The following is a 13,954-nucleotide window of genomic DNA, read 5'->3' on the forward strand; positions in this document are numbered from 1 at the left end:
GGCTCCGCCCGAGAAGTTTGAGCAACCGCTCAAAAGCAGACTTCACCAGGGGGATCACCGATGGCTCTCTACATAGAGGCATTCATACGCACCGACCTCGACGACCTCTGGACCCGCACCCAGGAACCCTCCCAGCACCAGCGCTGGGACCTCCGCTTCACCGAGATCGACTACCTCCCCCGCGCCGAAGGCGAGCCGCAGCACTTCCGCTACGCCACGCGCGTGCTGCCTTTCCTCACCATCGCCGGCACCGGCATCTCGGCCGGCGAGAAGGAACGCCCCGACGGCACCCGCACCTCCGCCCTGCGCTTCGCCTCCCCGCACCCCCTCTCCCTCCTCGCCGAGGGCAGCGGCTACTGGCGCTACGTCCCCGACGGCGACGGAATCCGCTTCCTCACCGGCTACGACTACCGGCCCCGCTGGGGCGCCTTCGGCACGCTGGCCGACCGCCTCGTCCTGCGCCCCCTGATGGGCTGGGCGACGGCATGGTCCTTCGACCGCCTCCGCCTCTGGCTGGAGCGCGGGATCACCCCCGAGCGGGCGTTGCTGAACTGGCTGGCGGAAATGACCGTACGAGTCCTCACCCTCACGCTCGCCCCCATCGCCCTGCTCCAGACCTCCTCCCTCAGCCTGTTCGGCCCGTTCGCGCCGACGATGGCGTACCTCTGCCCCCTCTTCCTGACGCTCGCCATCTGCGCGGCCCTGCTCAAGTCACCGCTCGCCGGTACGCCCGCGGCCCGCCGCTGTCCGCGCACCCCACCCGTACGCGCGCGTGCCCCGCGCGTCCTGCGCACGCTGGAGGAGCTGTCATGACGTCGATCTTCCGCACGGTGATGGGCCGGGACTTCGACCGCCTCCACCCTCAGCTGCAGCGCCGCTTCTCCGTGGGCCTGTCGAGCGGCGAGGCGTGCACGGGCCGAGGTGTCATGCACCGCATCTGGCACGGCGGCCCCTGGGTCAAGCCCTTCCTCGCCCTTGGCGCAACCAGAAACATCCTCCTCCCACGCACCGGCCGGAACGTCCCGTTCACCATCGAGAACGTCCCGTACACGGACACCTACGGCCGTGAGACGGTGGCCTTCGTGCGCACTTTCGACCTGCCCGGCGACCCCCGCCGCTTCGACGCCCAGATGGTGCTGAGCCCCAAGGGCGACCGCATCCTCGACTACCTCGGCACCCACCAGCACCTGGCGACCGACCTCCGCTTCGGCGCGGAGCCCGACGGCTCCCTCCTGATCCGCTCCGGCGAACACCGCTTCCGGGAGGGCCCGGTGGACGTACGAGTCCCCGAACTGATCGGCGCCACCGCGGAAGTAAGAGAGGGCTACGACGACGACACGGCCCGCTTCCGCATCCAAGTCAGGGTCGTCAACCGCCACTTCGGCCCGCTCTTCGGCTACGAAGGCTGGTTCAGGGCGGCATACACGGACATACGTCACAGCGGTGTGCGCCCCGGACTGCGCCCCGTCCGCGAGGAGTTGCGCGCATGAGCCCCGAGACGGCGAAGTCCCTGGAGACCAAGACCAAACTCCTCGACGGCGCGCTGCGGACGCTCACCGAGCAGGGCATCGCGAAGACGTCGGCCCGTACGGTGGCGGCGGCCGCGGGTGTCAATCAGGCGCTGGTCTTCTACCACTTCGGTTCGGTGGACGAGCTGCTGGCGGCGGCGTGCCGGTACGGCGCGGAGCGGACGGTAGCCCGCTACCGTCCGCGCCTGGCCGCTGTCACGTCCCTGTCCGAACTCCTCACCGTGGGCCGGGAGATCCACGAACAGGAGCGCGCCGGAGGCCATGTCGCCCTCCTCGGTCAGCTCCTCGCCGGCGCCCAGACCCACGAGACCCTCGGGCCGGCCACGGCGGCGGGGCTCGACCTCTGGATCGTCGAGATCGAGAAGGTCCTCACGCGGGTCCTCGCGGCGACGCCCCTCGGTGAGTTCGCGGGCCCGGCGGGGCTGGCGCGCGCGGTGGCCGCGTCCTTCGTCGGCATCGAACTGTACGAAGGGGTGGACGCCACGGGGGCTACGGCCGCCCTGGACGCCCTGGAGCAACTCGGCTTCGTCATCGGCGCGTTGGAACAACTCGGCCCGGTCGCCCAGCGAGCGGTACGCCATCACCTCCGCCGAACCAGCCGACGCTGACACCCGGTACCCGGCGCGGCGGCTGGGCGGGGGTGGGTCGCGCAGCCCGGCGCTGACGGGTTGCCGCCTGCGCCCACCCGTGCCGCCCCAGGCGGCACGACTGCCCGCAGCTGCCCGCAGCTGGGCGGATACGGCTGGACGGGTTGCCGCGCACCGACGCATCCGCAGTCGCCCGCGGCCGAACGGACGACCCTACGGGCCGCGTAGGCGCCCACGCACCCGCGGTCGCGAACGGCGGGAAGGGGACGGGCGGGGGTGTCCGCCCGCAGCGGTTGTCGCGTCAACGCGGGCACCGCACCAACGGACCGAGCCGCGACGTTCCGAGGACGGACACCCCCACCGCGGCCCCGCCCCCACCCCACACCGAAGCCGCTACGCGCACCCCACACCGAAGTCGCTACGCGCACCCTCCACCGAAGTCGCTACGCGCACCCTCCACCGAAGTCGCTACGCGCACCCTCCACCGAAGTCGCTACGCGCACCCTCCACCGAAGTCGCTACGCGCACCCCATACCGAAGGCGCTACGCGCACCCCCACCAACCCGCAGCCCCGCCGGGAGGCACTCCGCACCCCCACCCACCCGGCACCCCCGCCGGGAGGCACCACGCACCGCCGGAGGCCCCGGCACCCACCTGGACGCGCCCAGTTCGACACACCCCCAAAACTCCACTTTCGTAGGGGTATCGACTAGTTCGATCACCCCACACAACTGGAGGACGCTGTGCGGCAGCCGGAGGGCTACGACTACGACACCCACAGCCGACTGGCAGGACCGCTCAGGGAGCCGTCGGACAAGGCGTACCGAGTCCAGTACATATCGCTCCTCGCCCGCGAGCCGCACCGAATACGTGCGATCCTGCTCATGACCTTCGCGCCGATACTCACCGGCACCCTCCTCGTCTACCTCGTCTGGCCCAGCCACTGGGTGGACCGCGAAGGCGGCGACGAGTGGCTGGTCGGCCTCGACGTCACCATGCTGATATCCATCGGGCTCATCGAGCTCTTCATGGTCGTCAACGTCGCCTCCGTCGCCCACGCCACCATGGTCGCCCGCGATCCCGTCCCGGTGTTCCCCGAACCCGGCACCCGCGTCGCCTTCCTCACCACGTACGTCCCGGGCAAGGAACCCCTCGACATGGTCCGCGCCACCCTTGAGGGCGCGACCCGCATCCACCACCCCGGCCCCCGCTGCGTCGTCGATGTATGGCTCCTCGACGAGGGCGACGACGACCAGGCCAAGGCCCTCTGCGCCGAACTCGGCGTGCGGCACTTCACCCGCCGAGGCGTCCCCGAGTGGAACAGGCCGGACGGCGTCCACAAGGCCCGCACCAAGCACGGCAACTACAACGCCTGGATCGCGATGCACGGCGCGGAGTACGACTTCTTCGCCTCCGTCGACACCGACCACATCCCGCTCCCCAACTTCCTGGAGCGGATGATGGGTTACTTCCGCGACCCGGACGTCGCCTTCGTCGTAGGCCCCCAGGTGTACGGCAACTACCACAACCCGGTCACGAAGGCCGCGGAGTCCCAGCAGTTCCTCTTCCACGCGCTGATCCAGCGCGCGGGCAACCGCTACCGCGCCCCCATGTTCGTCGGCACCAACAACGTCGTACGCATCGAAGCCGTAAGGCAGATAGGCGGCCTCTACGACTCGATCACCGAGGACATGGCCACCGGCTTCGAACTGCACCGCACCCGCAACCCCCGCACCCGCAACCACTGGCGCAGCGTCTACACCCCCGACGTACTCGCGGTCGGCGAGGGCCCTGCCTCCTGGACGGACTTCTTCACCCAGCAGATGCGCTGGTCGCGCGGCACCTACGAGACGCTGATCCAGCAGTACTGGAAGGCCCCCGGCAAGATGCCCCCCGGCCGCTTCCTCTCCTACACCCTCATGCTGGTGTACTACCCGATGACGGCGGTCAACTGGTTCCTCGGCATCCTCAGCTGCGTCCTGTTCCTCTGGTTCGGCGCCTCGGGGACCCAAGTCGCCGCCTCGGTCTGGCTGATGCTCTACAGCGACGCCGCCGCGCTCCAGATAGGCCTCTACCTCTGGAACCGCCGCCACAACGTCTCCCCGCACGAACCACAGGGCTCCGGCGGCCTCGCCGGCATGGCGATGTCGGCCCTCTCGGCGCCCATCTACCTCAAGTCGTTCGGCGAGGCCGTCCTCCGCCGCCCCAGCCGCTTCGTGGTGACACCGAAGGGCGACGACGCCAGCCCGGACCGCCTGCTCACCTTCCGCATCCACCTCTTCTGGGCGGCCCTGCTCGCGACCTCCCTCACCGTGTCGATGATCCTCGACCACACGCACGCGGCGATGCGCACCTGGGCGCTGCTGGCCACGGCGATCTCCCTGGCGCCGGTCGCCGTATGGTGCGCCACCCTGCTCAAGGAGCGCAGGGAGCGCGCGCCGCTTCCCGTACTGCACGCCCCGCCCCGCAGAAGCGAGGGCGCCGAACCCGCGCTCGCCGGCAACAGCGCGGGCGCCCCGGTCGCCGGCGCCTCGGTCGTCGGCTCTACGGTCGTCGGCTCATCGGTCGTCGGCTCATCGGTCGCCGGCTCCACGACAGGAGGCAACTAGGCCATGGCCTACAGACCTTCTCAGAAGACCAAGAAGACCGTCCTCGGCATCGGCGGCATCGCCGTCCTGCTCAGCCTGAACGCCCCGGCCGCACTGGACTTCGCCGGCGATCAGTACCACGCGTACAAGATCGCCCAACCCGGTTACCAGGCCCGGTACGGCAGTTGGAGCCAGGTCGACATCCCCGAGGAGTACCGCACCAACGCCATCCACGCGGCGCTCCTGCACACCGGCAAGGTCCTGATCGTCGCGGGCTCCGGCAACGAGCAGAAGAAGTTCAACAAGGGCGAGTTCGACACCATCCTCTGGGACCCCAAGGCCAACACCTTCAAGAAGATCCCCACCCCCGACGACTTCTTCTGCGCCGGCCACGCCCAACTCCCCGACGGCCGCCTCCTGGTGGCCGGCGGCACCGCCCGCTACGAACTCCTCGACGGCGAGGTGGAACGCGCCGCCGGCGGTATGCGCGTGAAGAACGAGAGCCCCAACAAAACGGTGTTCCTGAAGAAGGGCACGGTCTTCCGCTCGCCCGCCGGAGTCGAGTACGTCTCCCGCTTCGACGTCACGGTCCCGAGGGCCCGGGCGGTCACCGACCGGCGCACCGCCCGGACCACGGTCACCGCGAGCGAGGTCCGCGTCTTCGTGGAGGCCGTGGAGAAGGGCCCGCTGTCCGTCACCGAGAACCAGGCCCAGTACGAGGTCGTCGGCCTGACCGGCAAGGACGCGAACAACACCTACGGCCTGTCCGAGAAGATCACCCTCGACAAGCAGGACTTCCAGGGCATCCGCGCCGCCTACGAGTTCGACCCGGAGGCCGAGCGGTACATCCCGGTCGAACCGATGGACAAGGCCCGCTGGTACCCCACCCTCGTCGGCCTGGAGGACGGCCGGATCCTCGCCGTCTCCGGCCTGGACGACCTGGGCATGATCGATCCCGGGGACAACGAGATCTACGACCCCAGGACCAAGAAGTGGTCACCGGGCCCCAAGCGGTACTTCCCGACGTACCCCGCCCTGTTCCTCACCAAGGGCGGCAAGCTCTTCTACCCGGCCTCGAACGCCGGTTACGGCCCGGCCGACATGGGCCGCGAGCCGGGCCTGTGGGACCTGAAGACCAACACCTTCCAGTACGTGCCGGGCCTGCGCGACGCCGACGCGACCGAGACCTCGGCCTCCCTCCTGCTTCCGCCCGCGCAGGACCAGAAGGTGATGATCCTCGGTGGCGGAGGCGTCGGCGAGTCCAAGAAGGCGACCGAGCGCACGGCCGTCGTCGACCTGAAGAAGGACAGCCCGGTCTTCGAGGACGGCCCCGACCTCCCCCAGGGCACCCGCTACCTGAACAGCGTGATCATGCCCGACGACACCGTCTTCACCTCGAACGGCTCCGCGGACTACCGGGGCCGCAGCGCCAGCAACATCCTCAAGGCGCAGTTCTACGACCCGAAGAGCAACGCCTTCCGCGAGGCCGCCGCGCCCATGGTCGGCCGCAACTACCACTCCGAGGCGCTGCTGCTGCCCGACGGCCGGGTCGCCACCTTCGGCTCCGACCCGCTCTTCGACGACCAGCAGAACACCAAGCTGGGCCACTTCGAGCAGCGCATGGAGATCTTCACGCCGCCCGCCCTGCACAAGAACGGCAAGCAACGCCCCGTACTCGACGGGGGCCCGAAGGAACTCGACCGCGACCGCCGCGCGACCTTCACCACCGCCCACCCCGAACGCGTCACCGCGGCCCGGCTCATGCGCCCCAGCGCGGTCACGCACACCACCGACGTGGAGCAGCGCTCCATCGCGCTGGACCTGACCAGGACGGGCGACTCGGTGACGGTGGAGGTACCCGAGGACCGGACCCTGGTCCCGCCCGGCTGGTACATGCTGTTCGTCACGGACGCGCAGGGCACACCGTCGGAGGCGAAGTGGCTCCAGGTGAAGTAGGCCGCGTGCCGCAAGCCCCGCAAGCCCCGCAAGCCCCGCAAGCCCCGCAAGCCCCGCAAGCCCCGCAAGCCCCGCGACACGCGCCCCGGACGACTACGCCTTCGAGCCGCGCGCCAGCCCCAGCGCGTACTCCGGCCACCACTGCCCCGCCTCCGGCCCGCCCCCGCACGTCCCGTCCGACTCACCGGGCCGCTTGACCCAGAGATAGGCGTCCAGGGTCGGCTCCCCGGTGTCGAAGGTGGGCGGGGTCCCCAGGGCCCTGCCCGGCGGGTTGCACCAGGCGCCGGGTAGCGGCCCGTTGCCGTTGCGGCTGGAGTCGATGACGAAGTGCTTGCCGTCCAGATCCTCGGAGAGTTCGAGGCCGTACTTCTTGGTGGCCTCGTCGGTCTGGAAGTTGGAGACGTTGAGGGCGAAGCCGTCGGCGCGCGCGACGCCCGCCCGGTACAGGCGCTGGACCAGCTGGGCCACCTTCTGGGGCTCCTTGATCCAGGCCGGGTTGCCGGCGTCCAGGTACACCTTCGTGTTCGGCTGCCGCTTCAGCCGGTCGATCGCCTCGGCGAGCAGCTGCTCGCGCTCACCGTGGTATTCGCCGGGCGTACAGCCGTCCACGACATGCGCGACCGCGTCGGGCTCCAGGACCACCACGGCCTTCGCCTCGCCCAGCGCGGCCGCGAACTTCCCGATCCAGGCCCGGTAGGCGGCTGCGCTCGCGGCCCCGCCCGCCGAGTGCTGCCCGCAGTCCCGGTGCGGGATGTTGTACGCCGTGAACAGCGCCGTCCGTCCTTCCTTCAGCGCTGCCGCCGCGGCCGAGCTGACCACCGGCGTCGGGTCGATCTCGCCGGCCGGCCACAGCGCGGCGGGCCGCTCGGCGATCCGCCTGAGCAGTTCGGCGTCCTGGGTACGGCCTTGCTCCTGCCACTTCTCGATCTGCCGGGCGGCGGGGCTCGCCGGGTCGACCCAGAACGGCGAGGAGGACGCGGGGGCGGGGTTCGCCTCCCTGGAGGCGGCGCCGGCGACGGAGGCCTCGTCGATGTCGGCCGCGGACGTACAGCCCGCCGCGAGTCCGAGCACCGCGAGAGCCGCGAGGGCGTGGATCAGCCGGGGCATGCTGCTCCCTTGGGCGAAAGTGACGTACGGTAACGACTCGGTAGTAATCGTTGCATATAGGACAGAAGTCGACCGGCAGCGCAATGCCGGGAAAGCCCCTGGACCGAAGAGCGAGACGGGGCTGACCGCCATATGACCGGCCGGTAGGGTCAGGGGCGTGCCGAAGCCCCTCAGCCTTCCCTTCGATCCCATCGCCCGCGCCGACGAACACTGGAAGCAGCGCTGGGGAAACGTACCCTCGATGGCCGCGATCACCTCGATCATGCGGGCCCAGCAGATCCTGCTCGCCGAGGTCGACGCGGCGGTCAAGCCGTACGAACTTACGTTCGCCCGCTATGAGGCGCTGGTGCTGCTCACCTTCTCCAAGGCCGGTGAGCTGCCGATGTCCAAGATCGGCGAGCGGCTCATGGTCCATCCGACGTCCGTGACGAACACCGTGGACCGGCTGGTGAAGTCGGGCCTGGTGGAGAAGCGGCCCAACCCGAACGACGGCCGCGGCACCCTCGCCACCATCACCGACAAGGGCCGCGAGGTCGTCGAGGCCGCCACCCGCGACCTGATGGCGATGGACTTCGGACTCGGCGTGTACGACGCCGAGGAGTGCGCCGAGATCTTCGCGATGCTGCGACCGCTACGAATCGCTGCGCGAGACTTCGAGGGCGAGTAAAGTTTCCGCGGGTCAGCGCGCTGCTCTCCGCCGACGCGGAGGTGGTCCGACCAGGTAGAGCACGTGCAGCCAACCGTGTGCGTTGTCCCCGCCGAAGCGGGGGTTTTTCGGGCGGTTACGCTCGTGACATGAAACCAAGCGTGCTGACCCGCTATCGCGTCATGGCCTACGTCACCGGTGTGCTCCTCGTCCTGCTCACCTTGGGGGTAATTGCCAAGTATCTCCTGGATCTGGAGGGCGCCGACAGCTTCACGAGTGTCGTCGGCATCGCGCACGGCTGGCTGTACGTCGTGTACCTCGTGGTCGCCTTCGATCTCGGCTCCAAGGCGAAGTGGCCGGTCAAGCGTCAGCTGTGGGTGCTCCTGGCTGGGACCATTCCGACGGCCGCCTTCTTCGTGGAGCGCAGGATCAGCCACGAGCTCGAGGCCAAGGTCGCCGCGGAACCGGCGGCGCCGGTCAAGGTCTGACCCCTCCTGACCAGGGCGTTCCTTGGGCACCCTGGTTAACGGTCGACATTTACTAGGACGTCCAAGTAAATTCGATGGTATGGACGCTGACGCCATCGAGGAGGGCCGCCGTCGCTGGCAGGCCCGTTATGACGCGTCACGCAAGCGCGACGCGGACTTCTCCACGCTCTCCGGTGATCCCGTGGAGCCGGTGTACGGGCCCCGCCCGGGGGACGGGTACGAGGGCTTCGAGCGGATCGGCTGGCCCGGGGAGTACCCGTTCACCCGCGGACTGTATCCGACCGGCTACCGGGGGCGGACCTGGACCATCCGCCAGTTCGCCGGCTTCGGCAACGCCGAGCAGACGAACGAGCGCTACCGGACGATCCTGGCCAACGGCGGCGGCGGCCTGTCCGTGGCCTTCGACATGCCGACCCTCATGGGCCGCGACTCCGACGACCCGCGCTCACTCGGCGAGGTCGGACACTGCGGGGTGGCGATCGACTCGGCCGCGGACATGGAGGTCCTGTTCCGGGACATCCCGCTCGGAGACGTCACCACCTCGATGACGATCAGCGGTCCGGCCGTCCCGGTCTTCTGCATGTACCTGGTGGCGGCCGAGCGGCAGGGCGTCGACCCCGCCGTCCTGAACGGCACGCTCCAGACGGACATCTTCAAGGAGTACATCGCCCAGAAGGAGTGGCTCTTCCAGCCCGAGCCGCATCTGCGCCTCATCGGCGACCTCATGGAGTACTGCGCCTCCGGCATCCCCGCCTACAAGCCGCTGTCCGTCTCCGGCTACCACATCCGCGAGGCCGGATCGACGGCCGCGCAGGAACTGGCGTACACACTCGCGGACGGCTTCGGATACGTCGAACTGGGGCTCTCGCGCGGCCTGGACGTGGACGTCTTCGCCCCCGGCCTGTCCTTCTTCTTCGACGCCCATGTCGATTTCTTCGAGGAGATCGCCAAGTTCCGCGCCGCGCGGCGCATTTGGGCGCGCTGGATGCGGGACGTCTACGGCGCTCGGTCCGAGAAGGCCCAGTGGCTCCGCTTCCACACGCAGACCGCCGGTGTCTCCCTGACGGCCCAGCAGCCGTACAACAACGTGGTGCGTACGGCCGTGGAGGCGCTGGCGGCCGTACTGGGCGGCACGAACTCGCTGCACACCAACGCCCTGGACGAGACCCTCGCGCTCCCCTCCGAGCAGGCCGCCGAGATCGCGCTGCGCACGCAGCAGGTGCTGATGGAGGAGACCGGGGTCGCCAACGTGGCCGATCCGCTGGGCGGTTCGTGGTACGTCGAGCAGCTCACCGACCGGATCGAGGCGGACGCGGAGAGCGTCTTCGACCAGATCAAGGAGCGGGGCCGGAGGGCCCACCCCGACGGCCGGCATCCGATCGGGCCGGTCACCTCCGGCATCCTGCGCGGAATCGAGGACGGCTGGTTCACCGGGGAGATCGCCGAGTCCGCCTTCCAGTACCAGCGGGCCCTGGAGAAGGGCGACAAGCGGGTCGTCGGCGTGAACGTCCACCACGGGTCGGTGACCGGGGATCTGGAGATCCTGCGGGTCAGCCACGAGGTGGAGCGGGAACAGGTCCGCGTGCTCGGCGCCCGGAAGTCCGCCCGGGACGACACCGCGGTGCGCTCCGCCCTGGACGCGCTGATCGCGGCGGCCCGGAACGGCGCGAACATGATCGCCCCGATGCTGAACGCGGCCCGCGCCGAGGCGACGCTGGGGGAGATCTGCGGGGTGCTGCGGGACGAGTGGGGGGTGTACACGGAGCCGGCGGGGTTCTGAGCGGGGCGCGGGGCTGTGACATATGCGGCTCCGCCGCGACGGGGGTCGCCCGCTCATGGGGTCCTCGCTTGAGCGAAGTCGAGAGTGGGGCCCCGCCGGCCCACGGCAAGCGAACCGCGCTTCCAGCGGAGCACTTACGCCGAGGTCAGCCCCAGGAGCAGGACACGGGTGAAGCTCCGCACCCACTCCTCGTCGGCCGGCTCCGCGCTGACCACACAGCGGTGGACGACCGCGCCCGCGACCATGTCGAAGATGAGGTCGACTGTGCGCGCCGCCTCCTCCGGATCGGTCTCGGGTGCCAGTTCGCCACGGGTCTCGGCGCGGGCCCGGCCCGCCAGCACCAGCCGCTTCTGGCGGTCGACGATCGACGCGCGGATCCTGGCGCGCAGCGCGTCGTCGCGGGTCGACTCGGCGAGCACCGCCATCAGGCCGCTCTTCGTTTCAGGGCGGGCCAGGATCACCGCGAACTGCAGAACCACGCCCTCGATGTCGGCGGCGAGGCTGCCGCGGTCGGGGAGTTCGAGTTCGTCGAAGAGTTCGGCGACCGCGTCGACCACGAGCTCGTTCTTGCCCGCCCAGCGGCGGTACAGCGTCGTCTTCGCCACCCCGGCCCGCGTCGCCACGTCTCCCAGGGTGAGCTTCGACCACCCCAGCTCCACCAGCGCCTCCCGCGTGGCCGCGAGGATCGCGGTGTCCGCGGCGGCGCTGCGCGGGCGTCCTGTGGCGCGTGGGACGGAAGTGGGGCCCTGCATCCCATGACCATAACCGGCGGTTCCTGTGAGGCCGTGAGGGAGATCACCGGGCCGGAGTACCACGGAGGCAGTCGGCGCCATTACGCTACGACGCGTAGCGAAACCACCGGCGCGGGGCGGGGACCCGGCGTCGCACAGCACCAGGCCGGTCGGCTTTCACGGCGTTTTTCACATGCGCGCGGGGAACGGGGGAGGATAGGCGCATGCAGCCACGGAACATGTCCATGAGCGGGGTCGTCGACCTCGCCGCGGTGAAGGCGGCCCAGGAGGCCAAGGCGAAGGCGGAGCAGGCGCGCGCCGAAGCGGCCCGGCAGGGCGGCGGGGGAGGAGCCGTCTCCCCGGCCGACCTCGTCACCGATGTCGATGAGGCCGGGTTTGAGAGGGATGTACTCCAGCGGTCCACCGAGGTACCCGTCGTCATCGACTTCTGGGCCGAGTGGTGCGAGCCCTGCAAACAGCTGAGCCCGGTCCTGGAGCGGCTGGCCGTCGAGTACAGCGGGCGCTTCGTCCTTGCCAAGATCGACGTCGACGCCAACCAGATGCTGATGCAGCAGTTCGGGATCCAGGGGATTCCCGCTGTCTTCGCCGTGGTGGCGGGGCAGGCGCTTCCGCTCTTCCAGGGGGCCGCGGGCGAGGCGCAGATCCGGCAGACGCTCGACCAACTCGTCCAGGTCGCCGAGCAGCGGTTCGGCCTCACCGGTCTGGCCGTCGACCCCGAGGCCGAGCCCGGCGCCGCCGAGCAGCAGGCTCCCGCGGTACCGGCGGGGCCGTACGACGCGCTGCTCGAAGCCGCCGTGCAGGCCCTGGACGCGGGCGACTTGGGTGGTGCCGTACAGGCGTACAAGAACGTGCTGAGCGACGACCCGGGCAACATGGAGGCCAAACTCGGCCTGGCCCAGGCCGAGTTGCTTCAGCGGGTTCAGGGGCTCGACGCGGCGCGGGTGCGCAAGGACGCCGCCGAGAAGCCGGGCGATGTCCAGGCGCAGATCGCCGCCGCCGACCTGGATCTGGTGGGCGGGCATGTCGAGGACGCGTTCGGGCGGCTCATCGACACCGTGCAGCGCACGGCGGGCGAGGACCGGGAGGGCGTACGGGTGCGGCTGCTCGAACTCTTCGAGGTGGTCGGCGCCGAGGATCCGCGGGTCGTCGCGGCGCGCAGGGCGCTGGCACGCGCCCTGTTCTGACCGGGGTGAGGGCCCGCTTCTGACCAGTCGTTAAACGCCGGGGCATGTGATGCCCGAGTGAAAGATTTGCCGACAGAGGGCCAGTGCGGCCGCGCTTTACCAAATCTTGGTAATCGCGGCCGCTGTTACTGCGAGTAAGTCAGGGTCGCCGATCTGTCGGAATCTGTCCGGCGATAAACGGCTTTGTTCACCCCTCAAGTGACACCCAGCGTTGCCGCCTGAGACCCGAGGGTCGTTGTTCGGTTATCCGGCCGTTACTAGCGAGTAACGAACCCCCTTGTGCGGGCGGCGAGAATGCACCACGATCGGCGACGCTCGGTCCATTTCCGTACCCCGACAGCCGGTTGGGTCGACGGGAGTCTCAAGGGTCCCCACCGGGCAGAGTCGGCGGCAGTGGCGCCGGCTCTTGGGCAGGGGGGTCTTCGCCTGTCGGCGAAGCCTGCCCAGCAAGGTTGTGCGTGATGCGTGTCAGGCGCGACCAGTGGTTGTCGCTCGGGGGTGATCGCCGGTGATCGAGGCGCGTTTCGCGCTTCCGGGCGCGGGCGCTCCCCTTCCCGAGGACGTAGCACTTCTCCCATCCCTGCCCGGCTGAGCCAGTCGAGTCGACGGGGGCAGTCAGGGCCGGAGATGTACGTCCGAGAAGGAGGAAATATGGAGTCCCAAGTGCGTGGTGGGACCAGATGGAAGCGGTTCGCTGTGGTCATGGTGCCCACGGTGACCGCCACGGCCGCGATAGGTGTCGCCCTCGCGCAGGGTGCTCTCGCCGCGTCGTTCAGTGTGTCGGGGCAGTCGTTCAAGGTCACCGCGGACTACCTCCACGGTGAGGGGTTCCAGCAGTACGGCGCGATGGACGTGGGTACCAGCCTCGATGGCAAGACGGAACAGCACCCGGTCGCGGTGTCGGCGTTCAGGGATGCCCGCATCCAGAACATGTGCCAGTCCGTGGTCACGCCGATCCCGCTGTTCGGGAACGTCACCCTGCGGCTGACGGCGGGTGACAGCAATAACAAGGACAGGCAGGTCTCGGCCTCCAACCTGTACATCGACCTCGATGAGCTCGCCACCGACAATGCCGTGTTCCACGGCATCGACATCGGCGTGGCCGCCGGTAAGGCCGGCAAGGGCCCCGGCATGAAGGAGGGCAGCAACCAGGCCAACCCCAACGGCTTCGCCCAGCAGGCGGATTCGGTGGACCTGTACGGCGTGGAGCAGAGGGCGTGGGCGACCACTGCCGGAACCTTCACGCTCCCCGGCCTTCACATGTCGCTGTCCAGGGGAACCAACGAGTGCTACTAGGCGCTCTGTGACGGGCGGGGGAGTGCAAGGTGCCCCCGCCC

Annotated in this window: 12 protein-coding genes; 10 read left to right on the forward strand and 2 right to left on the reverse strand. The window is 69.6% G+C overall.

Annotated elements, in window-relative coordinates:
* The first annotated feature begins 60 nt into the window (after nucleotides 1-60).
* From GFH49_RS38170 to glxA, 5 genes are all read left to right on the forward strand, one after another.
* Nucleotides 61-813 carry a hypothetical protein gene (locus GFH49_RS38170; RefSeq protein ID WP_155060633.1) on the forward strand — a complete coding sequence of 251 codons (753 nt, stop codon included), beginning with the start codon at nucleotides 61-63 and terminating at the stop codon, nucleotides 811-813.
* Nucleotides 810-1,490 (forward strand): DUF4166 domain-containing protein, encoded by a 681-nt coding sequence (locus GFH49_RS38175; protein WP_155060634.1) that lies wholly within the window; start codon nucleotides 810-812, stop codon nucleotides 1,488-1,490. Before GFH49_RS38170 ends, GFH49_RS38175 begins: the two co-directional genes overlap by 4 nt.
* Nucleotides 1,487-2,137, forward strand: coding sequence for a TetR/AcrR family transcriptional regulator (locus tag GFH49_RS38180; protein WP_155060635.1), 651 nt, complete (start codon nucleotides 1,487-1,489; stop codon nucleotides 2,135-2,137). The genes GFH49_RS38175 and GFH49_RS38180 overlap by 4 nt, the downstream gene beginning before the upstream one ends.
* A 722-nt stretch (nucleotides 2,138-2,859) precedes the next feature.
* Complete coding sequence (locus tag GFH49_RS38185; protein ID WP_230396729.1) at nucleotides 2,860-4,725, forward strand: glycosyltransferase family 2 protein; 1,866 nt, start codon at nucleotides 2,860-2,862, stop codon at nucleotides 4,723-4,725.
* Nucleotides 4,726-4,728: 3 nt separating this feature from the next.
* Nucleotides 4,729-6,660: a radical copper oxidase GlxA gene (gene glxA / locus GFH49_RS38190; RefSeq protein WP_155060637.1), complete on the forward strand. Its 1,932-nt coding sequence runs from the start codon at nucleotides 4,729-4,731 to the stop codon at nucleotides 6,658-6,660.
* Between the two features lie 93 nt (nucleotides 6,661-6,753).
* Here glxA and GFH49_RS38195 read toward each other — a convergent pair whose 3' ends face one another.
* Nucleotides 6,754-7,767, reverse strand: coding sequence for a glycoside hydrolase family 6 protein (locus tag GFH49_RS38195; protein ID WP_155060638.1), 1,014 nt, complete (start codon nucleotides 7,765-7,767; stop codon nucleotides 6,754-6,756).
* Nucleotides 7,768-7,924: 157 nt separating this feature from the next.
* On the opposite strand from GFH49_RS38195, the gene GFH49_RS38200 reads away from it, so the two are divergent.
* The 3 genes from GFH49_RS38200 (at nucleotide 7,925) to icmA (ending at nucleotide 10,681) form a co-directional block, all read left to right on the forward strand.
* A complete protein-coding gene (locus GFH49_RS38200; protein WP_155060639.1) occupies nucleotides 7,925-8,434 on the forward strand; it encodes a MarR family winged helix-turn-helix transcriptional regulator in 510 nt (169 codons plus the stop codon).
* Between the two features lie 128 nt (nucleotides 8,435-8,562).
* On the forward strand, nucleotides 8,563-8,901 hold the full coding sequence (locus tag GFH49_RS38205) for a DUF3817 domain-containing protein (RefSeq protein ID WP_196218279.1): 339 nt from the start codon (nucleotides 8,563-8,565) through the stop codon (nucleotides 8,899-8,901).
* A gap of 79 nt (nucleotides 8,902-8,980) precedes the next feature.
* Nucleotides 8,981-10,681, forward strand: coding sequence for a coenzyme B12-dependent isobutyryl-CoA mutase large subunit (gene icmA / locus GFH49_RS38210; protein WP_155060640.1), 1,701 nt, complete (start codon nucleotides 8,981-8,983; stop codon nucleotides 10,679-10,681).
* 134 nt (nucleotides 10,682-10,815) lie between these two features.
* On the opposite strand, the gene GFH49_RS38215 is transcribed toward icmA, so the two are convergent.
* The gene (locus GFH49_RS38215) at nucleotides 10,816-11,433 is read right to left on the reverse strand and encodes a TetR/AcrR family transcriptional regulator (RefSeq protein WP_155060641.1); all 618 of its coding nucleotides are present in this window, start codon (nucleotides 11,431-11,433) and stop codon (nucleotides 10,816-10,818) included.
* Between the two features lie 203 nt (nucleotides 11,434-11,636).
* On the opposite strand from GFH49_RS38215, the gene GFH49_RS38220 reads away from it, so the two are divergent.
* Both GFH49_RS38220 and GFH49_RS38225 read left to right on the forward strand, forming a co-directional pair.
* Nucleotides 11,637-12,617: a tetratricopeptide repeat protein gene (locus GFH49_RS38220; RefSeq protein ID WP_155060642.1), complete on the forward strand. Its 981-nt coding sequence runs from the start codon at nucleotides 11,637-11,639 to the stop codon at nucleotides 12,615-12,617.
* A 651-nt stretch (nucleotides 12,618-13,268) separates the two neighbouring features.
* On the forward strand, nucleotides 13,269-13,913 hold the full coding sequence (locus tag GFH49_RS38225; protein ID WP_155060643.1) for a DUF6230 family protein: 645 nt from the start codon (nucleotides 13,269-13,271) through the stop codon (nucleotides 13,911-13,913).
* The last annotated feature ends 41 nt before the right edge of the window (nucleotides 13,914-13,954 follow it).

The organism is Streptomyces blattellae, assembly GCF_009709555.1.
In the GTDB taxonomy this organism is placed as follows: Bacteria; Actinomycetota; Actinomycetes; order Streptomycetales; family Streptomycetaceae; genus Streptomyces; species Streptomyces blattellae.

Coding starts and splice junctions, on each gene's coding strand:
- GFH49_RS38170 (WP_155060633.1), top strand. CDS start 61: ATGGCTCTCTACATAGAGGCATTCATACGCACCGACCTCGACGACCTC.
- GFH49_RS38175 (WP_155060634.1), top strand. CDS start 810: ATGACGTCGATCTTCCGCACGGTGATGGGCCGGGACTTCGACCGCCTC.
- GFH49_RS38180 (WP_155060635.1), top strand. CDS start 1,487: ATGAGCCCCGAGACGGCGAAGTCCCTGGAGACCAAGACCAAACTCCTC.
- glxA (WP_155060637.1), top strand. CDS start 4,729: ATGGCCTACAGACCTTCTCAGAAGACCAAGAAGACCGTCCTCGGCATC.
- GFH49_RS38195 (WP_155060638.1), bottom strand. CDS start 7,767: ATGCCCCGGCTGATCCACGCCCTCGCGGCTCTCGCGGTGCTCGGACTC.
- GFH49_RS38205 (WP_196218279.1), top strand. CDS start 8,563: ATGAAACCAAGCGTGCTGACCCGCTATCGCGTCATGGCCTACGTCACC.
- icmA (WP_155060640.1), top strand. CDS start 8,981: ATGGACGCTGACGCCATCGAGGAGGGCCGCCGTCGCTGGCAGGCCCGT.
- GFH49_RS38215 (WP_155060641.1), bottom strand. CDS start 11,433: ATGCAGGGCCCCACTTCCGTCCCACGCGCCACAGGACGCCCGCGCAGC.
- GFH49_RS38220 (WP_155060642.1), top strand. CDS start 11,637: ATGCAGCCACGGAACATGTCCATGAGCGGGGTCGTCGACCTCGCCGCG.
- GFH49_RS38225 (WP_155060643.1), top strand. CDS start 13,269: ATGGAGTCCCAAGTGCGTGGTGGGACCAGATGGAAGCGGTTCGCTGTG.